The following is a 23,275-nucleotide window of genomic DNA, read 5'->3' as shown; positions in this document are numbered from 1 at the left end:
TATTGCTCTGAAGCAAGAAGCGATGATGGAGTCCCGCTTTCGCGCGAATGAAGGCTTCAAGGCGTTACGCGAGCTTCCCGCGAGATTGGCCCCTCACCCCAACCCTCTCCCCGTAGGGGAGAGGGAGTTGCCGGCGCGCGAGGCATCCTGATGCCCAACGTCCTCACCCGCGAAACCATCGCCGTCTTCAACCGCTGGGAGCCGCCCACAGTCGGCAGCGCAAAACCCGCAACCGAGCCCGCGCAAGCCCCCGGTCCCACGGTCTACGAACTGGAAGAAATCGAACGCCAGGCACGCGAAGAAGGTTATGCCGCGGGGCTGGCCGAAGGCCGTGCCGCGGGGAAGAAAGAACTGGACGAACGTCTGGCGCGACTGGATTCCATCTGCACTGCCGCCGCGCGTCCGCTTGCTGGCTTGGATGACGCCGTCGAACGCGAACTGGCCCAACTCGCCACCGTGATTGCACAGCGCGTGGTGACGCGCGAACTGCAACTCGATCCGGCACTGATTGATCGCGCCGTGCGCGAAGCCGCCATGGCCTTGCCATCGGCCACGCGCGATTTGCGCGTATGGGTACATCCCAGTGACTTGGATCTGCTGCGCGAACTTGCCGCCGCCGAACCGCATTGGCGTTTCGGTGCCAATCCGGCGCTGCAACGCGGCGATTGCGTACTGGAAAGCGAACGCTCGCGTCTGGATGCGCGCGTCAGCACACGCCTGGCCGCGGTGGTCGATGCCGTTATCGGCGACGATCTGGATGACGGCGAGGACGAGGTTTCCGCATGAACGACACCGCGCCAGGCAAACACCAACGCTGGCGCCGGCAGCTCGCACTGCGCGCGCAGCACGCGCGCTCTGCACAACTGCTGACCGTGGAAGGGCGCCTGCGCCGCGTGGTCGGCTTGACGCTGGAAGCTGAAGGCTGCGAAGCGCCGCTGGGCGCGCGCTGTCTGGTCGACGCCGCCGACGGCGTCCAATTGGATACGGAAGTGGTGGGCTTCGCCGACGAACGCCTACTGCTGATGCCGGTAACCGAAATGCATGGCGTGTTGCCGAATGCACGCGTGCGTCCGTGCTTGCGCGCGGGGGGATTGCCGGTGGGCGAAACCCTGCTCGGCCGCGTGATTGGTGCCGACGGCGTGCCGTTGGACGGTGAAGGCCCGCTGCATGCAGAGAGCCACGCGGCGCTCAAGCGCGAGCCGATCAATCCGATGGCACGCAAACCGATCGATACACCGCTCGACACCGGCGTCTGCGCGATCAACGCGTTGCTGACGGTCGGTCGCGGCCAGCGTATCGGTTTATTCGCGGGTTCCGGCGTAGGCAAATCCACCTTGCTCGGCATGATGACCCGCTACACCGACGCCGACGTCGTCGTCGTCGGATTGATCGGCGAGCGCGGCCGCGAGGTGAAGGAATTCGTGGAACAGACGCTGGGCCACGAAGGCCGCGAACGCGCGGTGATCGTGGCCGCGCCGGCCGATGCGCCTCCACTCAAGCGCCTACGCGGTGCGCAGTACGCCACGGCGATTGCCGAGTGGTTTCGCGATCGCGGCCAGCGCGTGCTGCTGCTGATGGATTCGCTGACGCGCTACGCCCAGGCACAGCGCGAGATCGCGCTGGCGATCGGCGAGCCACCGGCGACCAAGGGCTATCCGCCGTCCGTGTTCGCCATGCTGCCCGCCTTGGTTGAGCGCGCCGGCAACGATGCGGAAGGGCGTGGCTCCATCACTGCGTTCTACACCGTGCTCACCGAAGGCGACGATCACCGGCACGATCCCATCGCCGATGCGGCGCGTGCGATTCTGGACGGCCATATCGTGCTGTCGCGCGATCTGGCCGAAGCCGGCCACTACCCCGCGATTGACATCGAAGCTTCGATCAGCCGCGTGATGCCGGCGGTCGTCGCGAAGGAACAGATGCGCGCCGCGCAGCGCTTTCGCCAGATCTATTCGGCGTATCGCCAACGGCAGGATCTGATTGCGGTCGGCGCCTACCAGAAAGGTTCCGACGCGCAGGTCGACCACGCCATCGCCATGCACCCGAGCCTGGTCCGATTCCTGCAGCAGGAAGTCGACGAGCCTGCCGAACTGCGCACCGCGCAGGAACGGTTGGCTTCACTTGTCGCGGAGACCTAAGCCAATGCCATCGCGTTCGGATCGACTGCAGCCCGCCGTGGACCAGGCCCAACGCCGCCAGAAAGATGCCTTGCAGCGCCTGGCCGATCATCAGCAGAAACTTGCGCATGCCGAACAGCAGCTCGAAGAATTGAACCGCTACCGGCGCGAGTACAGCCTCGGCGACGGTGGCCTGACGGTAACCGCATTGCTCAACCGTCAACAATTCGTCGATCGCATCGACCAGGCCATCGTGCAGCAGGGCAAGCTGGTCGAGCGTCTGCAGCGACAGCTCGACGGCGCGCGCGAACGCTGGCTGCAGGCGCATGCGCGCGAAAACGCGCTCGATACCGTGGTGGATCGCTTGCGCAAGCAAGAGGATCAGCGCGAACAGCGACTGGAGCAGGCGGAAGTGGACGAGCGGATGCAGTATCGCCGCGGTATCCGCAACTAGCTGGCCCGCTTTTTGCTCCACATTTCAGCCATTTCATCGAGCATCCGCGCATGAGCGCCACGCCATTACCCCCTCTGCCGATCACTCCGTCGCCGCCGACGCAGCAGACCAGTGCACCGCGATCGGGCAGTCAGCAGCCCAGCGGCACCAGCTTCAACTCGCATCTGCAATCGGCGCAGCAGCAATCGTCGTCGGACCAGGCGCAGAACGGCAGCGCGGCCCAGGACGGCAACGGCAGCCAGAACACGGCTGCGCAGGCCGGCAATGCGTCGAACAACACGGCCACACCAGGCCAGGCCGATGCGTCCAAGCAGAATGACGCAACGAACAGCAGCGATATCGGTATCGATCTCACCGGTGGCATCGCTACGCTGGCCGGCACGATGCTGGGCCTGATCGATCATGCCGCCAGCGATACGCATGGTGACGCGACGCCGGCAACCCATGCGGCGCCAGCGAAGCCGGTTACGCAATCCGCCAACAAACAACCCGCAGCCGCGCAGCCCAATGCGCTGGCTGCGACTATGATTCCCATACCGCTATCAGCCGCCATGACGGCCGCGCCTGCCACGACCAGCAGCGGCGTGCAGACGGCTGACGGCACCGCCGGTGCCTTGTCGCAAAAAGCATCGGCCTTCGCCAGCGCGAACGCCGACAATGCGTCCGCCAGTGCTAGCAGCAGTGCTTCGGTTGCCGCGGATGGTGGAGCATCAACGCCAACGACCAGCGATAACGTCCAGGCATTCGCTGCTGGTTTGGCCGCCATCAGTCATGCAAGCGTTCCGTCGGCGGCATCGACGGTAACCGACAGTGGTTCGCAGGCTTCGCCGGATCTTGCCGCGCTGGGCAGCCTTACCGCGGCGCCCACGGTTCCGGTCAGCGCAACGACCGGCGCCACGCACAACCTTGGAATGAACGAGACGGTCGGTTCCTCAGGCTTCGCCAAGGAACTCGGCCAGCAGATCACCTGGCTCAGCGGCCAGGAAGTAAAGCAGGCGCAAATACGCTTGAATCCGCAGGATTTGGGCCCGCTCGACGTGAAAGTGAGCGTTGAGCATGGTCGCGTAGACGTAAGCTTCATGACACAGCATCCCGCCACTACCGCAGCCGTGCAGCAAGGCTTGGATCAGCTCAACCAGATGCTGGGCGGACAGGGGCTTTCGCTCGGCCACGCCACGGTGGGGCAGCATGCACAGCAGCAGTTCGGGGCGCAGCAGGGGCAGCAAGGTCAGGCGTCCGGTAACACCGGCGATGACGTCGCCGATACGCCGGTTGCCGTTGCAACGCGTGTTGCCGTGGGGCTAGTCGACGCGTTTGCTTGATGCTTCTGCTTCGTATTCTTCATGGCCGTCATTCCCGCCTTCGCGGGAATGACGGCCATGTTGGTTTCTGTATTTGTCTGCGCACGACGGAATTGCCACGCCGCCCATCGCGCCCACATCCCGACGCGCGTCAATAAAACGCCGCCCAGCGTCTTCACGAATCGCGCAAACCGCGCTGCTATGCGCTTTCAAACCATGGCACGCCGCTTGCTAAAACCTCTTTAGATAACGCCGCCATACACCAGGCGCGGCGTCATGCCTTTCATGGAACTTGGGGTTGTTCATGGCTAACGCCGAAAGTCTCGAAGGAGAAGTCCCTGTCACCGCTGCCAAGAAGAAAGGCGGCAGCACGGTGATGTTTGTCGGTATCGCCGTGCTCGGGCTGCTTGGCGCGGGTGCTTATCTGTACAGCCGCGCGCACGGTACGCAGCCCGCTGCCGCGGCGCTGGCGCCAAAGACACCGGAACTGTTTCTGCCGCTGGATCCCGCTTTCGTGGTGAATTTTCAGGATCAGGATTCCACGCGCTACCTGCAGGTGGGTGTGACGGTGATGACGCACGATGCGTCGGCCGTGCAAGCGATGAAGGAAAGCGATCCGGTGATTCGCAACGCGCTGGTGATGCTGTTCAGCAGTCAGACCTATGCGGGCTTGAGCGACATCGCCGGCAAGAAAAAGCTGCAGGCCGAGGCGCTGGAGGCCGTGCGCAAGATCGTGGCTGACAGAACCGGCAAGCCGGATGTCGATGCCCTGTATTTCACCAGCTTCGTGATGCAGTAACGGGATATAAGCCGATGAGCGACCTGCTTTCTCAAGAAGAAATCGACGCCCTGCTCAACGGCGTCGACGACGGCAAGATCGAAACCGAGAGTGATGTGCCGCCGCCGCCGGGCACGGTGTTGGATTTCGACTTCACCCAGCAAGACCGCATCGTGCGCGGTCGCCTGCCGACGCTGGAAATGATCAACGACCGCTTCGCGCGCTTCTTCCGCACTCAGCTGTTCGGCGTGCTGCGCAAGACCTGCGAAGTGTCGGTACTGGGCGTGAAGATGCAGAAGTTCAGCGAGTACGTGCACGGCCTCAACGTGCCTAGCAACCTCAATTTGATCAGGGTGAAGCCGTTGCGCGGCACCGCACTGGCGGTGATGGAACCGCGGCTGGTGTTCACCGTGATCGACAATTTCTTCGGCGGCGACGGGCGCTATCACGCGCGCATCGAAGGCCGCGACTTCACGCCGACCGAAAATCGCGTGATCCAGATCCTGCTCAACGAAGTGTTCATTTCGATGGTCGAGGCCTGGGCGCCGGCGATGCAGGTGCAATTCGAATTCCTCAATTCGGAAATCAATCCGCAGTTCGCCAACATCGTCAGCCCCACCGAAACCGTGGTGGTGTCGCGCTTCCACGTGGAGCTGGACGGCGGTGGCGGCGAAGTACACCTCACCTTGCCTTACGCGATGGTGGAGCCGATCCGCACCATGCTCGACGCCGGCGTGCAGAGCGACCGCATGGGCGAGCGCGACGAGCGCTGGATCCATTGTCTGCACGACGAAGTGATGGATGCGGAAGTGGAACTGAGTTCGATGCTTCTGGAAACCAGGATCAGCATCGGCGAATTCCTTGGCCTGCGCATCGGCGACGTGATCCCGATCAACCTGCCGGATGCCACTACGGTGTTTGCCGAGGACGTACCGATTTTTCGCGGCCAGTACGGCCAATCCAATGGCCGTTATGCCGTGCGATACAAGACCGCCGCCGGCCGCCGCGCGCCGCTTCCCGTTTTCGAATTCGCCCCGGAAAAACTCGTATGAACCACAGCTTCGATACCCACGGCCTCAACGGCGCATCCAAAAACGGCGAGCAACCCCTTGAGTTCGACAACTTGAACGAAAGTACGAGCGACAAGGCCGACGTCAGCCTGGACATGATTCTGGATGTGCCGGTGACGCTGGCCATGGAGGTAGGCCGCACGCGCATCAGCATCCGCAACCTGCTGCAACTCAACCAGGGTTCGGTGGTGGAACTGGATCGCGCCGCCGGCGAACCGCTGGACGTGTTCGTCAACGGCACTCTTGTGGCGCATGGTGAAGTGGTGGTGATCAACGAGAAGTTCGGCATCCGTCTTACCGACGTGATCAGCCCGGCCGAACGGGTGCGTAAACTGAGATGAGCATGATGAACGACATGCTGGCGCGCGCGCCGATGGCGAGCGTGCCCGATATCAACGTGACCGGTGAACTGATCCGCGTCGTGCTGAGCCTGGGCGCGATCGTGGCGCTGATCTTCGCGGCGGGTTGGTTGACGCGGCGACTTCAGTCCCGGCAGTTCGTAGGTGGACGTCGCTTGCGTTGCATCGAAACCATGTCGATCAGTGCGCGCGAACGCGTGTTACTGATTGAAGCGGATGGCAAGCGCCTGTTGGTCGGAGTCGGCACGGGTGGTGTGCGTGCGCTGCATGTCTATGAAGGTGCGGTGCCGGTGGAAGCTGCGCCGACGCCTGCACCGGTGCTGCCCTTTGCGGAGTTGTTGAATCGTTTGGGGCGCAAGTCATGAGCAGCGTATGTATGCGAGAAGTTTCGCTCCCTCTCCCCTCCGGGGAGAGGGCTGGGGTGAGGGGTCAGCCTCGCCGGATGCATGCTTCTGGCAAGAGCACAAAACATGCTCTTCATGCGCTGATGTGCTTTCTCGCAAGCCTTGCACCCCTCACCCCAACCCTCTCCCCGCAGGGGAGAGGGAGCCGGTTCCGGCGCTGCCTGGCTTGCCTGATGCTGCTATTCGCACCAATCGCGCATGCGGCAACCACCACAACAACGTCAACCGCGATAACACCGATCGCCCCCATCGCACCAATCGCCCAGTCAGCCGGCATCCCCGTGCTAACCGTGCAAAACGCAGGCAGCGGCCAGAACTGGAGCGTATCGCTGCAAGTCGTAGCACTGATGACGGTGCTTACCCTGCTGCCGGCCGTGCTGCTGATGATGACCTCGTTCACGCGCATCATCATCGTGCTGAGTTTTCTGCGACAGGCGCTCTCTACGCAATCCACGCCGCCGAACCAGGTGTTGCTGGGGCTTGCGTTGTTCCTCACGCTGTTTGTGATGTCACCGGTGATCAACCGTGCCTACGACAACGGTGTGAAGCCGTACATGGATCATCAGATGAGCGCCGAGGCCGCCATTCCGGCCGCGGCGGCGCCGTTCAAGCATTTCATGCTGGACCAGACGCGCGATGCGGATCTGCAGCTGTTCACGCACCTGGCCAAGGAACAACCCTATGCCAGCAAGGACGACGTGCCGTTCCGCGTGGCCATGCCAGCTTTCGTCACCAGTGAGTTGAAGACCGCGTTCCAGATGGGCTTCTTGCTGTTCATTCCGTTCCTGGTGATCGACCTAGTGGTGGCGAGCGTGCTGATGTCGATGGGCATGGCGATGGTGTCGCCGTCGATCATCTCGCTACCGTTCAAGATCATGTTGTTCGTGATGGTGGATGGGTGGTCGTTGCTGGTCGGCACCTTGGCGGGGAGTTTCTACACATGACGCCGGAATGGGTGATTCATTTCGGCCAGCACGCCCTCTACATCGGCATGCTCGTTGCCGCGCCGCTGCTGCTCACCGCGCTGTTGGTCGGCCTGCTCATCGGCGTGCTGCAAGCCGCCACGCAGATCCATGAAATGACACTGAGCTTCATCCCCAAGCTGCTGGCGATGGCGGCGGTGGGTTTGCTGGTAGGGCCGTGGATGCTGCACACGCTGGTGCAGTTCACGCACGACATCATTGTGGGGCTGCCGGAGGCGATCAAGTGACGATCGAGCTGGCCGCGTTGATCCATTGGCTGTCCGGCACGCTCTGGGCGCTGGGTCGCGTGGGCGGCTTCTTCATGGCGGCACCAATCTTCAACGCCACGGTAGTGCCGGCGCGCATCCGCGTTGCGATGATCATTGTGCTGACGCTGGTGCTGGCACCGCTCGCGCCCACGCAGATGGATCTGTTCAGCGCAGCCGGCGTAGCGACGATGGCGACGCAGATCCTGATCGGTGCCAGCGTCGGTTTCGTGTTGCAGCTGGTTTTTCAGGCGGTGTCGTACGGCGGGATCCTGATCGGCCAGAGCATGGGTCTCGGGTTCGCCGAACTGATCAGTCCCACCAGCAATACCAGCGTACCGGTGCTGGGACAGTTCTACATGGTGATGGTGAGCCTATTGTTCCTGGCGATGGATGGCCATCTGCAGGTGATCGAACTGCTGGCGGACAGTTTTCGTAGTTTGCCGCCGAGTGCGACCGGCATGGATGAAAAATCGTTGTGGGCGCTCGTCATGGCCGGTGGCGATCTGTTCGCCGGCGCGCTGCGTGTGGCACTGCCGGCGATGACCGCGCTGCTGCTGGTGAACATCGGCTTTGCCGCCACCAGCCGCGCGTCGCCGGCGATGAATCTGTTCGCAGTGGGTTTTCCGATCAGCATCTGCATGGGTTTCATTGCGCTGTGGTTGGCAATGCGCGGGATGGCTACCGCGTATTCGGCGTTGCAAGCGGTGGGTTGGGATTTGATGCGGCATTTGGTGGGGCTTTGATGATGAGCTCACACGTTTTCCCATCAGCTTCCCTAGTGAATCCCTCTCCCTCCGAGAGAGGGTGCCGAGAGGCGGGTGAGGGTTCGGGCGGAGCGCGTTACCAATCCTTGTGGTGCGCTTTGATATCGCACCCTGATCGCACCCTCACCCCAACCCCTCTCCCGGAGGGAGAGGGGCTTTTGCTTCGTGCTGGTCTAACGGTGAGGGGCTAGTCCCATGGCCGAGACCGAAAACGAAGATCGCACCGAACGAGCGTCGGAAAAACGCCTTCAGGAAGCCCGCGACAAAGGCGAGATACCGCGCTCGCGCGATCTTTCCGGTGCCATGGTGGTGCTGGCCGGTTCGAGCATCCTGCTTTCCTACAGTTCCAGCATGTACGCGCATATGCGGCACATCTATGCGCTTAGCTTTGGTTATTCGCGCGATGCGCTGTTCAGCGATGCGCTGATGTCACACGTGCTGCAGGCTGCGTTGGGCGACATGCTTGGCCTGTTGATACCGGTATTCGCTGCGACGATGGTGGCAGCGGTGGGCTCGTCGGTGTTGATCGGCGGATTCAGTTTCAGCTCGGAAGCGCTAGTGCCGAACTTCCAGCGGCTCGATCCGATCGCGGGATTTGGACGGCTGTTTGCATTGAACGGCTTGATCGAACTGGCCAAATCGCTGTTGAAGGTCGCCGTCATCGGTCTTGCGCTGGTGTTGCTACTGCGTCATGACGAAGCAGCCGTGATGGCGACCAGCCGCGAAGCAATCGGCAGCGGCGTGGGGCGCGCGCTGTCGCTGGTGGCACACGCGGCCATGGTGTTCGCTGCGATTCTTGGCGTGATCGGCGGCCTCGACGCACTGTGGCAGCGTTTCGACTACGAGCGCCGTCATCGCATGTCCAAGCAGGAGCTGAAGGACGAGCACAGAGAAAGCGAGGGCGATCCGCACCTGAAAGGCCGCATCCGCCAGATGCAGCAGCAGATGGCGCGTCGGCGCATGATCCAGGACGTGCCCAAGGCCGATGTAGTGGTGGTCAACCCCACCCACTTCGCGGTGGCGCTGCGTTACGACGATGCGCGCATGCGTGCGCCGCGCGTGGTGGCGAAGGGGCTGGACGTGCTCGCGCAGCAGATCCGTCTGGTGGCGGACGCGCATCGCATTCCCTTGGTGGAAGCGCCGCCGCTGGCGCGCGCGCTGTATGCCACCACCGAAATCGGTCACGAGATTCCGTCCGCGCTCTACGTGGCGGTCGCGCAGATTCTCGCCTACGTCTATCAGCTCAAGCAGGCCACGGAACGCGGTGGCCCCATTCCCGATACGCCGCGGCCGGATATCGATCCGGAACTGCAAGGCCGTTACCGCCAACCGTAATTCACACTCAAGGCGACACGCATGGCAACCGCAAGCGTTCTAGATACCTTCAAGCAGGTCAGCCGCCGCGGCGCGGGTGCGCCGATCGTGATGCTCGCCATGCTGGCGATGCTGATGTTGCCGCTGCCGCCGTTCGTGCTGGACATGCTCTTCAGTTTCAACATCGCGCTGTCGCTGGTGATTCTGCTGGCGGTGGTGTACGTGCTTCGGCCGCTGGAATTCGCGGCGTTTCCCACCGTCGTGCTGCTGGCCACGTTGTTGCGCCTGGCGCTCAACATCGCCTCCAGTCGCGTGATCCTGCTGCATGGTCATGATGGTGCCGGCGCGGCAGGCAAGGTGATCGAAGCCTTCGGCGAGTTCGTGATCGGCGGCAATTTCGCGGTCGGCCTAGTGGTCTTCGCGATCCTCACCATCATCAATTTCGTGGTCGTCACCAAGGGCGCCACACGCGTGTCGGAAGTGACGGCGCGCTTCACCTTGGATTCGATGCCCGGCAAGCAGATGGCGATCGATGCGGATCTCAACGCCGGCCTGCTCACACAGGAACAGGCGCGCGAGCGCCGCCAGGAAGTGCGCGAGGAAGCGGATTTCTACGGTTCGATGGATGGTGCTTCCAAGTTCGTGCGCGGTGACGCGACCGCGGGCATCCTGATCCTGTTCATCAACATTGTCGGCGGTTTTTTCGTCGGCATGTTGCAGCACGGTCTCGGCGCGGGCGAAGCGGCGCGCACGTATACCTTGCTCACCATCGGCGATGGCTTGGTCGCGCAGGTGCCGGCGCTGATGCTGTCGATCGCCACCGCGGTGATCGTCACACGCGTGTCCAAGTCGCAGGACATGGGCAAGCAGGTGCTGGGGCAAGTGTTCGCGCAGCCGCGCGCGCTGGCTGTGGCCGGCGTAGTGCTGGTGGTGATGGGTTTGATCCCCGGCATGCCAAACATCGCCTTCCTCCTGCTTGGCGCGGTGTGCGGCGGTGCGGCGTGGCTGATGGTCAAGCGCGAAAAGGAAACCAAGGAACGACTGGCCAAGGCATCCGCCGAAGCGCTGCCTGCACCGGCGACGACGGAGCGTCTCGAACTGGGTTGGGAAGACGTGGCCAGCGTCGATCCAGTCGGCCTGGAAGTGGGCTATCGCCTGATCCCGCTAGTGGATAAGAACCAGGGCGGCGAGCTGATGTCGCGCATCAAATCGGTGCGCCGCAAGCTGTCACAGGAACTCGGGTTTCTGGTCGCGGCCGTGCATATCCGCGACAACCTGGACCTCGGCCCGAACACGTATCGCATTTCGCTGATGGGCGTGCCGATGGGTGAGGCGGAGGTCTATACCGAGCGCCATCTCGCCATCAATCCCGGGCGCGTGCACGGCACGCTGCAAGGCGTGGCCACGCGCGATCCCGCGTTTGGTCTGGAAGCGGTGTGGATCGAGAACAGTCAGCGCGACCACGCGCAGGCGCTGGGCTACACCGTGGTCGATCCGGCCACGGTGATCGCCACGCACCTGTCGCACATCCTGCAGAACCACGCGCACGAGCTGTTCAGTCACCAGGATGCCCAGCAACTGCTGGACCGCCTGGCGCAGGCCGCGCCCAAGCTGGTGGAAGATCTGGTGCCCAAGCGCCTGTCGCTGGGCGTGGTGGTGAAAGTGCTGCAGAACCTGCTGGCCGAGCGGGTGCCGATCCGCAATATGCGAACCATTGTCGAGTCTTTGGCGGAGCACGCCGGCCAGAGTCAGGATCCTGGCGCCCTCACCGCCTATGTGCGGGTGGCGCTGGGCCGCCAGATCGTGCAGGAAATCGCCGGTTTGGGCACGGAAATCCCCGTGTTAACGCTCGCTCCGGAATTGGAACAGATCTTGCTCGGATCCCTGTCGAGCAGCGGTGCAGCCGGCGCGGCCGTGGAACCGGGGCTCGCCGACCGCCTGCAGCAGAGCGTCGCCGAAGCGGCGCGGCGGCAGGAGGCCAGCGGTGAACCGGCGGTAATGCTGGTGCAACCGCAACTGCGTCCATGGCTTTCGCGCTTCACGCGCCACGTGGCCCAGAACCTGCATGTGCTGGCATACAACGAAGTACCGGATAACCGTCGTGTGCGATTGGTGCAGGCGATTGGGCGGTGAGTGATGGGAGAGGGTGAGATGGTGAGGCAGGCGATGACATCGAATTTGAGAACACTGCTCCCTTTCGAGCGCGCGTGTTCTTGCCCGGCCGTCATTCCCGCGAAAGCGGAGGTGCTCTTCAACAGCGAAAGCTGGTCAATCCATCTTCACTTTATGCACCAGAGCAACATGGGTTCCCGCTTTCGCGGGAATGACGTCAAGGCACAGTTGCGCATCGCGGTGACGCCTGCGAGGAGCGCGGCATGAAGATCAAACGTTTCCTCGCCTCCGATATGCGTCAGGCCATGCGCGACGTGCGCGCTGAGCAGGGCGCCGATGCGGTGATCCTCTCCACGCGCCGTCTCGAAGAAGGCATCGAAATCATCGCGGCGGTCGATTACGACGAAGCGCTGATGCGCGAAGCCGCACGTGTCAACGCGCCAGCACCGGCGCCAGCAGCAACGAAGCCGCCGGTGAATGAAGCTGTGAAGGAAACTCCCAAAGAGCGCATCAAAGAAGTCGCCAAGCAAGCCGTGAAAGAGCCTGCGAAGGAAACGCGCGCCGCAACACCGCCGCCGCCACCTCCTCCGCCCATTCCGATGCCGATGCCGGCCGGCGAGATCGCCGTGCTGCAACCGATGATGGAGCAGCATGCGTTGGAAACCGCGCGCATGCGCACCGAACTCGGCGGCTTGCGCCAACTGCTCGAACAACAGCTTTCCAGCCTCGCGTGGAACGACATGGAGCGCCGCAGCCCGATGCGCGCCCGCGTGCTGCGCGACATGTCGCGCCTCGGCATCGACACCGACGTGGCGCGCCGTCTCATCGACGAGCTGCCGGAAGACATCAACGCCGACCAAGCGCGCTACCTGCCGCTCGGTCTGCTCAGCCGCAGCCTGAAGGTCAGCGGCCGCGGTCTGGCCGACGTATGTGGCGTCACCGCGCTGGTCGGTCCCACCGGCGTAGGCAAGACCACCACCATCGCCAAGCTTGCTGCCTGCGCAGTGATGCATCACGGTCCGGTCAAAGTCGCGCTGGTCAGCACCGATCACTACCGCATCGGCGCCGCGGCGCAACTCGAGCATTACGGTCGTCTGCTGGGCGTGCGCGTGTATCCCGCCTATGACGCGGTCGGCCTCGCGCAGACGCTGCATCTGCTGCGCGATCACCACACTGTGCTGGTCGATACCGCTGGCGTGTCAGGCGCCGATCCGCGCCTGCAGCAGCAGATGGAAGTACTGCGCGAAGCCAGCGCGCACGGCGCCACGCAACTGCGTGCCTGCCTGGTGCTCGCCGCGAACGCGCAGGCACCCGCGCTGGACGAATCGGTGCGCGCGTATCTGCCGGTCAAGCCCAGCGCCTGCATCGCCACGAAGCTGGACGAAGCGCCGAGCCTCGGTGGCCTGCTTTCCGTATTGATCCGTCACGGCGTTCCACTCGATTGCACCACTGACGGCCAGCGCGTACCCGAAGACATCAGCGCTGCCGACGCGCGCGTGCTGGTGTGTCGCGCCGCGCAGCAGCAGCGCCGGCTGGGTCCGGCAGGCGATGACCTGGACATGGCCGAGCGCTTCGGTATGGCGGTGGCGGGTCTATGACGAACGAGGCATTACAAGTGAATCAGGCCGCAGGTTTGCACAGTCTGTTTTCCGGCACGCGCCCGCAGCGCGAGGAAATCGATTCGTTCCATCAGGCGGCGAGTTTGCGGCCGGTGTTACCGAGGGCGCGCATCACGCGCACCATCGCGGTGGCGGGCGGCAAGGGCGGCGTCGGCAAAACCACGGTGGCGGTGAATCTGGCGATGGCGATGGCCATGGCCGGGCGTGACGTGATGCTGCTGGATGCCGACATGGGCGTGGCCAACGTGGACGTACAGCTCGGCCTTAATCCGATGCGCCACGTGGGACATCTGCTGGAAGGGCTGTGCACGCTGCAGGATCTGGTCATGCCCGCGCAGCATGGCCTGAAGGTGATTCCGGGCGGCTCGGGCATACGCCGGTTGGCCAAGATGGGTAACGGTGAGCACGCCGCGGTGATCCGCGCCTTCGACGATCTGATCCAGCCGCCGGAATTCCTGGTGGTGGATACCGCCGCGGGTGTGGCCGACAACGTGGCGATGTTCGCCGCCGCGTCGGACGACGTGTTGATCGTGGTATGCGACGAACTGGCCTCGCTCACCGATGCGTATGCCCTGATCAAAATTCTCGCCCACGAGTTCGGCGTGCGGCGCTTCCATATCGTCGCCAACATGGTTCGCCAGGCGAGCGACGCGAAAAAACTCTACGAAAAACTGGCGCGTGTAAGCGGACGCTTCCTCGACGTAGCGCTCGACTACATGGGCATGGTGCCGCACGACGAATGGTTGCGGCAGGCGATCCGGCGCCAAGGCGCGGTGGTCGACCTGTGGCCATCCAGCCGTGCGGCGATGGGATTCAAGCAATTGGCAGGTGCGGTCGATACATGGGGGAAACCCGCGTATCCGGATCTCGGCCGAATTGCCTTTTTCAGTGGCCAGAGCATGCCGGCTGCGGGGTGGTGACATGAATGTAGCTTCGGAATATCTGCAGCTGCAACGCGAGGATGCGGATCAACTGGTGCGCAAGCATGCGCCGCTCGTGCGGCGTATCGCTTACCACCTGATGGGCCGACTGCCTCCGAGCGTTGACGTGGGAGACCTGATGCAGGCGGGCATGATCGGCTTGCTTGAGGCGGCGCGAAATTTCACGACCGATCGCGCGGCCAGCTTCGAAACGTATGCGGGTATCCGCATACGCGGCGCGATGCTGGACGAATTGCGGCGCACCGACTGGACCCCCCGTTCGGTGCATCGCAAGGTGCGCGAAGTCGCTGAAGTGGTGCGGCAGATCGAAAACGAAACCGGCGCCGATGCGGACACCGCCGAAGTGATGAAGCGTCTCGGCATGAGCGCCGAGGAGTATCACCAGGTGTTGTCCGACGCGACTAGCGCGCGGCTGCTGAGCCTTACCGCGCCGGACGACGGCGAGGGCGGCGAGGCTGGCGCGCTGGACGTGATCGACAACGACAGTTTGGGGCCGCAGGACAGCATCGAGCAGGATGGCTTGCGCGAGGCGCTGGCCGAGGCGATCGGCACGCTGCCCAAGCGCGAACAACTGGTGATGTCCCTGTACTACGAGCAGGAACTGAACCTGAAAGAGATCGGCCTGGTGCTCGGCGTAACCGAATCGCGCGTGTGTCAGATCCATGGACAGGCGCTGGTGAGGCTGCGGGCGCGGATGGGTAACTGGCGCGGTTAGCAACAAAACATATCCCCTCTCCCCGGAGGGGAAAGGAAGCAGCGGCGGGCGCCTCTTCCACACCATTGCTTTGCTGGAGAAAAGCGTTTGGACAAGAACATGAAAATCCTGGTGGTGGACGACTTCTCCACCATGCGACGAATCGTTCGCAACCTGCTGGTCGAGCTCGGTTTCAGCAACCCGCTCATCCAGGAAGCCGACGACGGCAACAACGCCCTGACGATGCTCAAGGCCAATACCTTCGACATGGTCGTGACGGACTGGAACATGCCGAACATGACCGGCATCGAGCTGCTGCAGGCGATCCGCGCCGAGCCGAAGCTGAAAGGCTTGCCGGTGCTGATGGTCACCGCCGAAAACAATCGCGAGCAGATCATCGCCGCGGCGCAGGCCGGTGTGAACGGCTACATCGTCAAGCCGTTTACCGCCGCCACGCTCAAGGAAAAGCTGGACAAGATCTTCGAGCGCCTTGCCGCCAGTGGAGCTTCCGCATGAATGCCGCCATGACCACCGCCGTAAACGAGGGCCTTCCGCCGGAAGTGCTCAATCTTCTCACCAGCAAGGATGGCGCCGCATTCGAACAAGCGCTGGACGCGATGGTGCGCCAGCGCGAGCAACATTTGTTCCGTGCCCTTGGCGTGCTTGCGCGCGATCTGCACGGCGCTGTATCGCGCCTCGGCAGCGACCTGGCCAACGAGGGCGTGCCCGACAGCATGGTCGATGCGCGCAACCATCTGGCCGAGGTGCTGGAGATGAGTTCCAAGGCCGCGCATCGCAGCCTTGATTTCGTCGACCGTATTCGTCCGGAAGCCGAGGCGCTATCCAACAACGCCAGTGCTGTGCTGGATTTCAACAGCAGCGAAACCGATCCGGCTGCTGTGCTGGCGCGCCAAGCGCAGGTGTTCGCCAGCGCCTGCAGCGAGGGCCTCAACGACATGGTGCTGGTGCAGTCCTGGCAAGACCTGGCCGGCCAGCGCGTGAAGAAAGTGGTGAGCTTCATCGAGAGCGTGGAATCGTCGCTGCTTGAGCTGGTGCGCCTGACCGGCGCGCTCGCCGGCCGCGAGGCGCCGGTAGAGGTAGCCAAGGTGCAAAGCCAGGACGAGGTGGACCGGTTGTTGAGTGAGTTTGGGTTCTGAGCCGCTAGCGTGGACACGTATTGATGGATTCGAGCCTCGACAGCGAGCTGCGTGACGACTTCCTGGTCGAGGCCGGGGAGTTGGTGCAACGGCTGGGCGAACAGCTGGTCGAGCTGGAAGCCTCACCGCACGATCGCGAGCTGCTCAACGCGGTGTTCCGCGTCTTTCACACGGTGAAGGGCGGCGCGGGCTTTCTCGGCATCGAGCCGATGGTGCAGTTGTGCCATGTCGCCGAGGAACTGCTCAACGACGCGCGCAACGTCAAGCTGGTGTTGAATGCCGCACACATGGATGCGCTGCTCGAGGCGCTGGATCTGCTCAACACCATGATGGCCGCTGTGGCTAACGGCGAGACGATGTCGCCACCGCCGGCGGCGCTGTTGGAACGTCTGCAACCTGCCGTCGAACGTGCCGTGGTTGCCGAAGCGCCTGCCAAACCGGCGCGCTCCGCCGATCCCATCGAGGCCGAATTCGAGGCGCTGCTCGACACGTTGTATGGACAAGGCGGTGCGCCAGGTGCGTCCAAGCACGCGTCCAAGGAAATCAACGACGACGAATTCGAGAACCTGCTCGACGCGCTGCACGGCAAAGGCAGCGCACCTGGCGCCGACAAGCTCGAGGTGGTCGAAAAGAAAGACATCAACGACGACGAATTCGAAGCGCTGCTGGACAGTCTGCATGGCAAGGGCGCTGCGCCTGGGCAAGTCGCAGCGGCTCCGGTTGCCACGCTTTCTGCTGCGCCGACTCCTGCGCCTGCTGTCGAAGCGCGCCCGGCTGCTGCTGCGAAACCCGCCGCTGAAAACACGGTACGCGTGGATACCACGCGACTGGATGCGCTGGTCAGCCGCGCGGGCGAACTGGTGTTGCTGCGCAATCGCTTGCTGAGCCTTGCTTCCCGTAGCGACAACGAAACGCTGGCGACAATGGCCGGCGATCTCGACCGCGTCTCCGACGATCTGCAGACCGCCGTGCTCGGCATGCGCATGCAGCCGGTGGGCCGCCTATTCCAGCGCTTTCCGCGCATCGTGCGCGATCTTGCGCGCCAGCTCGGCAAAGAGATCGAACTGGTTACCGAAGGCGAAGACACTGATCTCGATCGCAGCTTGGTCGAAGCGCTGGCCGATCCGCTGATTCACCTTTTGCGCAACGCCGTCGATCACGGCCTGGAAGATCCGGCTGGCCGCGAGCGCGCCGGCAAGCCGCGCAAAGGCAAAGTAAAACTTTCCGCCAGCCAGCGCGGCGAGCGCATCGTGATCTCGGTGAGCGACGACGGCCGCGGCATGGATCCGGAAGTACTCAGGCGCAAGGCGGTGGAGAAAGGCGTCATCGATGCCACGCAAGCCGCGCGCCTGTCCGAAGTCGAATGCTATGAACTGATCTTTCGTCCCGGCTTCAGCACCGCCGCCACCATCTCGGACATCTCAGGCCGCGGTGTCGGCATGGATGTGGTGAAGACGCGCGTCGCGGAACTCGGCGGCACGCTGCAGGTGCATTCGCGCCTGGGGTCAGGCAGCACGCTGGAACTCACCGTGCCGCTAACGCTCGCCATTCTGCGTGTGCTGATGGTGCGCGTGGGCGATCGGTTGTTCGCGCTGCCGCTTGGCAACGTCAGCGAAGTGTTCGAACTGAACCCACAGCACGACCACATGCTCGACGGCCGCCGTGTTGCTGCGCATCGCGGACGTGCCTTGGTGCTCGGCGACCTGGGTGAGTGGGCCGGTGTGCAAGGGCCCGGTGGCCGCCACGTAGCGGTGTTGCACGTCGGCCATGTGCACCTCGGTTGCATGGTGCATGAGGTGATCGGTCGCGAAGACGTGATGGTGAAGCCGCTCGGGCCGCTGTTCGAAGGCGTGCCGGGCGTGGCTGGCGCCACGGTTACCGGCGATGGGCGGCTCGCGTTGGTATTGGATTTGGCTGCGCTGTCGCAGGAAGGCGGTGGGTTGCTTCCATCATTGAAGGTGTCGGCGTGATGGGTGCTTTCAACAACAACGCATATCCAGTGTCGCGAAACACAGCTCCCTCCCCTGCTTGCAGGGGAGGGTTGGGGTGGGGTGAGGTCCTTGCCTGGAACTCTCCCGCAAGTATTCACCCCCTCCTAACCTCCCCCTGCAAGCAGGGGGAGGAACCACTAAGGATGCTTTCCGCAAGTCATCCACGAGGCAACGTGATATGGACATCATAAGCATCGTCGGCACCATTCTCGCCTTCGTCGTGCTGATCGTCGGTGCGATCCTCAAGGGCACCGATGTTTCTGCGCTGTGGAATCCGGCGGCCTTCGTGATCGTGTTCATCGGCACTCTCTCTGCCTTGCTGCTGCACACGCAGGGCAACGTGCTTAAGCGCGCGGTCGGCATGCTGAAGATGGTGTACAAGCCGCCGCAACTGCATCCCTCCGACCTGATCAGCCGCGTGATCGGCTGGAGCGAAATCTCGCGTCGCCAAGGTCTACTTGGTCTGGAACCGCACATCGATGCGGAAGACGATCCGCTAGTGAAGAAAGGTCTGCAACTGCTGGTCGACGGCAGCGAGCCCGAAGCGATCCGCAGCGTGCTGGAGCTGGAAGTGGAAACGCGCGAGCAGGCCGACCTGCATGCCGCCAAAGTATTCGAGCATGGGGGCGTGTACTCGCCGACCATGGGCATCATCGGTGCGGTACTCGGTCTGATGGCGGTGATGCGTGATCTCACCGATCCGGCCAAGCTCGGCCACGGTATCGCGGCCGCGTTCGTCGCCACCATTTACGGTATCAGCCTGGCCAACCTCTTGCTGCTGCCGATTGGCGCACGCCTGAAGGGGCTGATCCATAAGCAGACGCAGGTGCGCGAAATTTTGATCGAAGGGCTGATTTCGATCGCGGAAGGCGACAACCCGCGGCAGATCGAAAACAAACTGCAGGGCTATCTCGTATGAGGCGCCGGCACAGGCACGAGGAACACGCCAACCACGAAGCCTGGGTGATCCCATACGCGGACCTGCTCACGCTGCTGCTCGCCCTGTTTGTGGTGCTGTATGCGATGTCCAGCGTCAACACCACCAAGTACCGCGCCCTGGCGCAGGCGATCTCGGCGGCGTTCAACGGCTCGCGCGCGGTGATCCAGCCGCTCACGCCCAACCCGCCGCAGTCGAGCGTGCCGGTTCCTACCACCAAACCGGCGCCGATTCCGCGCACGCCGCTCGCGCAGATCTTGCTGCCGGTGCTTACGCAGCACATCGCTACGCCAAACACTTCGCAAGGCACGCCGTCCGACCAGAACAAAACCAAGCTCAGCGAGGAACAGCGGAACCTCGAACGCATTCGCAGCGCGGTGGAGCATGCGTTGCAGCCGCTGATCGACAAGAACCTCGTGGTGGTACGGCGCACGCCGAATTGGCTGGAAATCGAAATCCGCACCGATATTCTGTTCCCGAGCGGCGTTGCCACCCTGTCGCCATCGGCGACGCAGGTGCTGACCAGCCTCGGCGACATCCTCGCGCCGTTCGCCAATCCGCTGCGCGTGGAAGGGTACACCGATGACGTGCCGATCAATACGGCCGTCTATCCGTCCAACTGGGAACTGTCCGCCGCACGTGCGGCCAGCGTGGCGCGTCTCTTCGCCGAGCATGGCGTGGATCCGGATCGACTGGGCATCGTCGGCTGGGGCCAGTACCGTCCTGCGGCCGACAACGAAAGCGAAGGCGGCCGCAACAAGAACCGCCGCGTGCTGGTGGTAGTGCTGAGTGACAAGGCGACACCGCGCCGCTTCTACACCAACAGCGACCAGATCAACCAGACCGCCGATGCGGAAAGTGACAGCACGGACGGACCGGATGCGACAACCGCGCCGACGATTGCCGCGCAGCCGTCCGAGCCGGTGCAAACAGCGCCGCTGTTGGTAACACCACCCGCCACGCTGCCATCGCCGCAGATCATCACACCGGTCGCATCGCTGGTCACCACGCCCGCGGCATCGGTGCCCCGCGCGATCACGCCGGACAACAAGGGATAACGTCACGCATGAGCCTTGTTCCCAATCTCGAAGCGATCGCGCGCGAGCCCTGGCTGTCCTTTCAACTGGACGGACAGCATTACGCCGTGCTGCTCAGCCGCGTGAGCGAAGTCATCCGCGACGGCACGCCGACGCCTGTGCCCGGCGCCGCGAGCGATCTGCTCGGCATTTGCCATCTGCGCGGCAACATCGTGCCGGTAATGGATGGCCGCCGCCGGCTTGGCTTGAATGTCCATGCGGCGAGCGATCCCGCCGCAGCACGCATCGTGGTGTGTACACACGAAGTACATCGCGTGGGCCTGCGCGTTGACGCGGTCGGCGATTTGTTGCAACCCAAACTCGACGCGATCGAGCTGCCGCCCGCGCGTTCCGGGCGCGCGGATGATCCCGTGCAAGCAGTGATGGGATGGCACGGTGGCTTCGTAGCGTTGTTGGACGTAGCGAAATTGTGTCGCCTAGATCACGCCGCTAAAGAAGCCGCTTAGGCTACGCAGCTCAGCTGTCATTCCGGCCTTCGCCGCATGACGAGTCAACGCAAGATCACGGCTTGCGCGAAACCTCGTAGATACTCGCCAACACAGCGGCCGCCGCGGCATACAACAGCGGCGGGACATCCGCACTCATCCGCAGCGATACCAACAACGCCGCAATCTGCGGATCATGATGCAACGGCAAGCCAAGCGCATGCGCATGCCGGAACAGATTCTCCACATCGTGCGCAGCAACACCGGGCGAGGCGTGGTTCGCATCGCTGCCGCCGGGCAGTCGCAGGACCACTTTGCGTTGGGGGGAGGGCAGCGCATGCGTGCTCATACCGTCGCCTTCAGAAATACAGCACTCATGCTGTTGCCGGCTTGCGGCAGGCCGAATTGACAGCTCAGTTGATCGAGAAACAATCCGGTGGCATCCAGCCGTTGGCGCAAATCGGCGAACTGATCTTCCAGGCGATCCACCGTTTCCCGATGTTGCGCCCACAGCCGTACCGACAGGCGCAGGCCGCGCAACTGCAGCTCGCCGACGATCGGCCCGAGTGAGGGCAGGTCGAGCGAAAAACCCATCGTCCAGCCTTGCTCGGCTTCCGGTTCGTGCTTCAGCGATAGCTGCAGCACGTCGGCGCCTTCGGCATCTTGCACTGGAATCTCCACAATCCAGTGATTCGGATTGGCCTGCAACTGCGTCACTTCCAGCCGCGCCAGCGACGCCTGTACATCGGTGTATAGGCGCGGCAGCAGCTCCGTGGCGTCGGTGGTGCTGGCCAGTTCCAACGGCAGCGGCAGTCGGCCCTGTGGTACCACGCCGCGATAAAGCAGCGGCGGATCCACCTCGTTGTCATTACTTTCGCCGAGGGTCGGCTGGCCTTGTAGGATCGCTACCAGGCGCAGCAACGCACCCTTCGTATCGTCATGCGCCGTGGTGGCATCGCTGGCCGGTGCTTGCGCCAGCTGCGCTTCGAGAAACAGGCCACTGCGATTCACCGCCTGGCGCAATCCCTCAGGCGTAGCGAGTTCGCGCGGCGTGCTCATGCTGTGTTCGAACAGCGCGAGTGCCGAGCGCAGGTACGGCGGCAACTGCTTGGCGATGGACCACTGCGAAAGCGCACCCACCGTGGCAAGCAGTGGCGCATAACCGTTCTGCTGCGGCAGCCGTTCGCGTAGGGCTTGGTGGACGGTGCTGTCCAGATGCGAATCGGTGCTGAGGATTTCCAGCTGCGGTTGCGCGCCCACGCTGAGTACGCGCACCTGGAACTGCGGTGGAAGCTTGGTGTTGGTGCCAGGCGCTTCGGCTTCGACGGTAAGCGCGCCGACCTGCAGCACCAGCAGCCCTTGCTCATTGACGCCAAGCGGACGCGCAGACAACACGTTGCCGATGCGCCAGCCTTCGGAGCTGGCACCTGCAGCAGCACCGAGCCAGGTCAGTGCGGCAACGCTGGTTGGCTGGATGATCACGCTTGGCTCCTAGGCCAGCGACGCACTGGTAAGTACGTCTTCGCGGGCCTTTGGGTGAGATATCGGCCCGTGGTAGTGGGACTTTAGCGAATTGCCGCATTTTTTTCGTTTTCGCTGGGACTTTCGGATGGCTTCGCAGAGGCGTCGGGTTCGCAGGTGCTCATCGCGAAGCTGCGCCGCTTTCGCGTGCGCAAAACCTAAAGCTACCCCCGCCCCCGCCGATAAAGCTCACAACAGACCCACCACCGAGGCATCGCCATGGGCAGCAAATCCAAACCCGACGCGGGCGCGGCAAAACGCGAAGCGCGAGTAGGCATGCCCGCCGACTGCCGCATCGCCGACGTCGGTGAGCTGCATCAGCAGCTTCGCGGTGCGTTGGACGCCTCGCAGATCGTGCTGGACGGCACCGCCGTGGAGCGCATCGACACGGCTGCGCTGCAGCTGCTGGTGGTGTTCCAGCGTGAAGCGAAGAAGCACGAGCGGCAGGTGAACTGGTTGGGCGTGAGCGCGCCGCTGCACGATGCGGCGAGCCAACTGGGTCTTGCAGAAGCATTGACATTGCCGGCCAAGAAGCCGGCCTGAACTCGAGGTGGAAGATGGCAAAGATTCTTGCAGTGGACGATTCGGCATCGATGCGCGGCATGGTGGCTTTCACCCTGCGCAGCGCGGGTTACGAGGTAAGTGAGGCGGAAAACGGACAGATGGCGCTGGATACGGCGTCGTCGTCGAAGTTCGATCTGGTGCTGGCCGACGTCAACATGCCGGTGATGGACGGTATCAGCATGGTGCGCGAGTTGCGCACGCGCGCCGAATACAAGGGCGTGCCGATCCTGATGCTGACCACCGAATCCAACACGGACAAGAAGATGGAAGGCAAGGCGGCGGGCGCGACGGGCTGGCTGGTGAAGCCGTTCGATCCGGAGCAGTTGCTGGCGACCGTCAAGCGCGTGCTTGGTTGAGTCCTGCGACATCAGTCCCCTCTCCCCTCTGGGGAGAGGGTTAGGGTGAGGGGAAACCTCGCGGAAAAC

The 23,275-nt window shown here is 63.4% G+C and carries 26 protein-coding genes; 24 read left to right on the top strand and 2 right to left on the bottom strand.

Translation table 11 applies throughout. The features are described from left to right. Window positions 1-150 precede the first annotated feature (150 nt). The 22 genes from ISP18_RS16160 (at window position 151) to ISP18_RS16055 (ending at window position 20,786) form a co-directional block, all read left to right on the top strand. Entirely contained in the window at window positions 151-786 is a 636-nt protein-coding gene (locus ISP18_RS16160) for a FliH/SctL family protein (protein ID WP_380014242.1), read from the top strand. Continuing rightward, complete coding sequence (gene fliI / locus ISP18_RS16155) at window positions 783-2,138, top strand: flagellar protein export ATPase FliI (RefSeq protein ID WP_380014239.1); 1,356 nt, start codon at window positions 783-785, stop codon at window positions 2,136-2,138. The genes ISP18_RS16160 and fliI overlap by 4 nt, the downstream gene beginning before the upstream one ends. Before the next feature lie 4 nt (window positions 2,139-2,142). Continuing rightward, on the top strand, window positions 2,143-2,571 hold the full coding sequence (gene fliJ, locus ISP18_RS16150; RefSeq protein WP_380014236.1) for a flagellar export protein FliJ: 429 nt from the start codon (window positions 2,143-2,145) through the stop codon (window positions 2,569-2,571). A 50-nt stretch (window positions 2,572-2,621) separates the two neighbouring features. Then, the gene (locus tag ISP18_RS16145; RefSeq protein WP_380014233.1) at window positions 2,622-3,893 is read left to right on the top strand and encodes a flagellar hook-length control protein FliK; all 1,272 of its coding nucleotides are present in this window, start codon (window positions 2,622-2,624) and stop codon (window positions 3,891-3,893) included. A gap of 283 nt (window positions 3,894-4,176) precedes the next feature. Beyond that, the gene (locus ISP18_RS16140) at window positions 4,177-4,671 is read left to right on the top strand and encodes a flagellar basal body-associated FliL family protein (RefSeq protein ID WP_380014230.1); all 495 of its coding nucleotides are present in this window, start codon (window positions 4,177-4,179) and stop codon (window positions 4,669-4,671) included. A 14-nt stretch (window positions 4,672-4,685) separates the two neighbouring features. Beyond that, complete coding sequence (fliM, locus tag ISP18_RS16135; RefSeq protein ID WP_380014227.1) at window positions 4,686-5,702, top strand: flagellar motor switch protein FliM; 1,017 nt, start codon at window positions 4,686-4,688, stop codon at window positions 5,700-5,702. Next, window positions 5,699-6,061 (top strand): flagellar motor switch protein FliN, encoded by a 363-nt coding sequence (fliN, locus tag ISP18_RS16130; protein ID WP_380014224.1) that lies wholly within the window; start codon window positions 5,699-5,701, stop codon window positions 6,059-6,061. The genes fliM and fliN overlap by 4 nt, the downstream gene beginning before the upstream one ends. 2 nt (window positions 6,062-6,063) lie before the next feature. Next, entirely contained in the window at window positions 6,064-6,444 is a 381-nt protein-coding gene (fliO, locus tag ISP18_RS16125; RefSeq protein WP_380014221.1) for a flagellar biosynthetic protein FliO, read from the top strand. Between the two features lie 212 nt (window positions 6,445-6,656). Further along, window positions 6,657-7,427 carry a flagellar type III secretion system pore protein FliP gene (gene fliP, locus ISP18_RS16120; protein WP_380014218.1) on the top strand — a complete coding sequence of 257 codons (771 nt, stop codon included), beginning with the start codon at window positions 6,657-6,659 and terminating at the stop codon, window positions 7,425-7,427. Then, window positions 7,424-7,693: a flagellar biosynthesis protein FliQ gene (fliQ, locus tag ISP18_RS16115; RefSeq protein ID WP_380014215.1), complete on the top strand. Its 270-nt coding sequence runs from the start codon at window positions 7,424-7,426 to the stop codon at window positions 7,691-7,693. The genes fliP and fliQ overlap by 4 nt, the downstream gene beginning before the upstream one ends. Continuing rightward, window positions 7,690-8,457 (top strand): flagellar biosynthetic protein FliR, encoded by a 768-nt coding sequence (gene fliR, locus ISP18_RS16110; RefSeq protein WP_380014212.1) that lies wholly within the window; start codon window positions 7,690-7,692, stop codon window positions 8,455-8,457. The genes fliQ and fliR overlap by 4 nt, the downstream gene beginning before the upstream one ends. Window positions 8,458-8,673: 216 nt before the next feature. Next, complete coding sequence (gene flhB, locus ISP18_RS16105; protein ID WP_380014209.1) at window positions 8,674-9,813, top strand: flagellar biosynthesis protein FlhB; 1,140 nt, start codon at window positions 8,674-8,676, stop codon at window positions 9,811-9,813. A 21-nt stretch (window positions 9,814-9,834) separates the two neighbouring features. Next, entirely contained in the window at window positions 9,835-11,925 is a 2,091-nt protein-coding gene (gene flhA, locus ISP18_RS16100) for a flagellar biosynthesis protein FlhA (RefSeq protein WP_380014206.1), read from the top strand. A gap of 242 nt (window positions 11,926-12,167) precedes the next feature. Continuing rightward, a complete protein-coding gene (gene flhF, locus ISP18_RS16095; protein WP_380014203.1) occupies window positions 12,168-13,502 on the top strand; it encodes a flagellar biosynthesis protein FlhF in 1,335 nt (444 codons plus the stop codon). Window positions 13,503-13,519: 17 nt separating this feature from the next. Then, window positions 13,520-14,443, top strand: a complete 924-nt coding sequence (locus tag ISP18_RS16090) for a MinD/ParA family ATP-binding protein (RefSeq protein ID WP_380014200.1) — start codon at window positions 13,520-13,522, stop codon at window positions 14,441-14,443. A gap of 1 nt (window position 14,444) precedes the next feature. Beyond that, complete coding sequence (locus ISP18_RS16085) at window positions 14,445-15,179, top strand: RNA polymerase sigma factor FliA (protein WP_380014197.1); 735 nt, start codon at window positions 14,445-14,447, stop codon at window positions 15,177-15,179. Window positions 15,180-15,266: 87 nt separating this feature from the next. Beyond that, window positions 15,267-15,674, top strand: coding sequence for a chemotaxis response regulator CheY (cheY, locus tag ISP18_RS16080; RefSeq protein WP_380014194.1), 408 nt, complete (start codon window positions 15,267-15,269; stop codon window positions 15,672-15,674). Continuing rightward, a complete protein-coding gene (locus ISP18_RS16075) occupies window positions 15,671-16,315 on the top strand; it encodes a protein phosphatase CheZ (protein WP_380014191.1) in 645 nt (214 codons plus the stop codon). The genes cheY and ISP18_RS16075 overlap by 4 nt, the downstream gene beginning before the upstream one ends. A 23-nt stretch (window positions 16,316-16,338) precedes the next feature. After that, window positions 16,339-18,285 (top strand): chemotaxis protein CheA, encoded by a 1,947-nt coding sequence (locus ISP18_RS16070; RefSeq protein ID WP_380014188.1) that lies wholly within the window; start codon window positions 16,339-16,341, stop codon window positions 18,283-18,285. Between the two features lie 199 nt (window positions 18,286-18,484). Then, on the top strand, window positions 18,485-19,225 hold the full coding sequence (locus tag ISP18_RS16065; protein ID WP_380014185.1) for a flagellar motor protein: 741 nt from the start codon (window positions 18,485-18,487) through the stop codon (window positions 19,223-19,225). After that, window positions 19,222-20,301 carry a flagellar motor protein MotD gene (motD, locus tag ISP18_RS16060; RefSeq protein ID WP_380014182.1) on the top strand — a complete coding sequence of 360 codons (1,080 nt, stop codon included), beginning with the start codon at window positions 19,222-19,224 and terminating at the stop codon, window positions 20,299-20,301. The genes ISP18_RS16065 and motD overlap by 4 nt, the downstream gene beginning before the upstream one ends. An 8-nt stretch (window positions 20,302-20,309) precedes the next feature. Beyond that, window positions 20,310-20,786: a chemotaxis protein CheW gene (locus tag ISP18_RS16055; protein ID WP_380014179.1), complete on the top strand. Its 477-nt coding sequence runs from the start codon at window positions 20,310-20,312 to the stop codon at window positions 20,784-20,786. Between the two features lie 55 nt (window positions 20,787-20,841). Here the strand turns inward: ISP18_RS16055 and ISP18_RS16050 are convergent, their stop codons facing one another. Both ISP18_RS16050 and fliK read right to left on the bottom strand, forming a co-directional pair. Next, on the bottom strand, window positions 20,842-21,114 hold the full coding sequence (locus ISP18_RS16050; protein ID WP_380014176.1) for a flagellar biosynthesis protein: 273 nt from the start codon (window positions 21,112-21,114) through the stop codon (window positions 20,842-20,844). After that, window positions 21,111-22,247 carry a flagellar hook-length control protein FliK gene (gene fliK / locus ISP18_RS16045; RefSeq protein ID WP_380014173.1) on the bottom strand — a complete coding sequence of 379 codons (1,137 nt, stop codon included), beginning with the start codon at window positions 22,245-22,247 and terminating at the stop codon, window positions 21,111-21,113. Before fliK ends, ISP18_RS16050 begins: the two co-directional genes overlap by 4 nt. Before the next feature lie 258 nt (window positions 22,248-22,505). Between fliK and ISP18_RS16040 the strand changes: the two genes are divergently transcribed. Together ISP18_RS16040 and ISP18_RS16035 are read left to right on the top strand one after the other, a co-directional pair. Next, a complete protein-coding gene (locus tag ISP18_RS16040; protein WP_380014170.1) occupies window positions 22,506-22,829 on the top strand; it encodes an STAS domain-containing protein in 324 nt (107 codons plus the stop codon). A 14-nt stretch (window positions 22,830-22,843) separates the two neighbouring features. After that, a complete protein-coding gene (locus tag ISP18_RS16035) occupies window positions 22,844-23,206 on the top strand; it encodes a response regulator (RefSeq protein ID WP_192675358.1) in 363 nt (120 codons plus the stop codon). The last annotated feature ends 69 nt before the right edge of the window (window positions 23,207-23,275 follow it).

The organism is Dyella humi (genome assembly GCF_044904605.1).
Classification (GTDB): Bacteria; Pseudomonadota; Gammaproteobacteria; order Xanthomonadales; family Rhodanobacteraceae; genus Dyella_B; species Dyella_B humi.
This window is presented reverse-complemented; position numbering and strand designations above follow the sequence as displayed.

Excerpts from the sequence above, each read along its gene's own strand:
- ISP18_RS16160 (WP_380014242.1), top strand. The coding sequence starts at position 151 with ATGCCCAACGTCCTCACCCGCGAAACCATCGCCGTCTTCAACCGCTGG.
- fliI (WP_380014239.1), top strand. The coding sequence starts at position 783 with ATGAACGACACCGCGCCAGGCAAACACCAACGCTGGCGCCGGCAGCTC.
- fliJ (WP_380014236.1), top strand. The coding sequence starts at position 2,143 with ATGCCATCGCGTTCGGATCGACTGCAGCCCGCCGTGGACCAGGCCCAA.
- ISP18_RS16145 (WP_380014233.1), top strand. The coding sequence starts at position 2,622 with ATGAGCGCCACGCCATTACCCCCTCTGCCGATCACTCCGTCGCCGCCG.
- ISP18_RS16140 (WP_380014230.1), top strand. The coding sequence starts at position 4,177 with ATGGCTAACGCCGAAAGTCTCGAAGGAGAAGTCCCTGTCACCGCTGCC.
- fliM (WP_380014227.1), top strand. The coding sequence starts at position 4,686 with ATGAGCGACCTGCTTTCTCAAGAAGAAATCGACGCCCTGCTCAACGGC.
- fliN (WP_380014224.1), top strand. The coding sequence starts at position 5,699 with ATGAACCACAGCTTCGATACCCACGGCCTCAACGGCGCATCCAAAAAC.
- fliO (WP_380014221.1), top strand. The coding sequence starts at position 6,064 with ATGATGAACGACATGCTGGCGCGCGCGCCGATGGCGAGCGTGCCCGAT.
- fliP (WP_380014218.1), top strand. The coding sequence starts at position 6,657 with ATGCTGCTATTCGCACCAATCGCGCATGCGGCAACCACCACAACAACG.
- fliQ (WP_380014215.1), top strand. The coding sequence starts at position 7,424 with ATGACGCCGGAATGGGTGATTCATTTCGGCCAGCACGCCCTCTACATC.
- flhB (WP_380014209.1), top strand. The coding sequence starts at position 8,674 with ATGGCCGAGACCGAAAACGAAGATCGCACCGAACGAGCGTCGGAAAAA.
- flhA (WP_380014206.1), top strand. The coding sequence starts at position 9,835 with ATGGCAACCGCAAGCGTTCTAGATACCTTCAAGCAGGTCAGCCGCCGC.
- flhF (WP_380014203.1), top strand. The coding sequence starts at position 12,168 with ATGAAGATCAAACGTTTCCTCGCCTCCGATATGCGTCAGGCCATGCGC.
- ISP18_RS16085 (WP_380014197.1), top strand. The coding sequence starts at position 14,445 with ATGAATGTAGCTTCGGAATATCTGCAGCTGCAACGCGAGGATGCGGAT.
- ISP18_RS16075 (WP_380014191.1), top strand. The coding sequence starts at position 15,671 with ATGAATGCCGCCATGACCACCGCCGTAAACGAGGGCCTTCCGCCGGAA.
- ISP18_RS16070 (WP_380014188.1), top strand. The coding sequence starts at position 16,339 with ATGGATTCGAGCCTCGACAGCGAGCTGCGTGACGACTTCCTGGTCGAG.
- ISP18_RS16065 (WP_380014185.1), top strand. The coding sequence starts at position 18,485 with ATGGACATCATAAGCATCGTCGGCACCATTCTCGCCTTCGTCGTGCTG.
- motD (WP_380014182.1), top strand. The coding sequence starts at position 19,222 with ATGAGGCGCCGGCACAGGCACGAGGAACACGCCAACCACGAAGCCTGG.
- ISP18_RS16055 (WP_380014179.1), top strand. The coding sequence starts at position 20,310 with ATGAGCCTTGTTCCCAATCTCGAAGCGATCGCGCGCGAGCCCTGGCTG.
- ISP18_RS16050 (WP_380014176.1), bottom strand. The coding sequence starts at position 21,114 with ATGAGCACGCATGCGCTGCCCTCCCCCCAACGCAAAGTGGTCCTGCGA.
- ISP18_RS16040 (WP_380014170.1), top strand. The coding sequence starts at position 22,506 with ATGGGCAGCAAATCCAAACCCGACGCGGGCGCGGCAAAACGCGAAGCG.
- ISP18_RS16035 (WP_192675358.1), top strand. The coding sequence starts at position 22,844 with ATGGCAAAGATTCTTGCAGTGGACGATTCGGCATCGATGCGCGGCATG.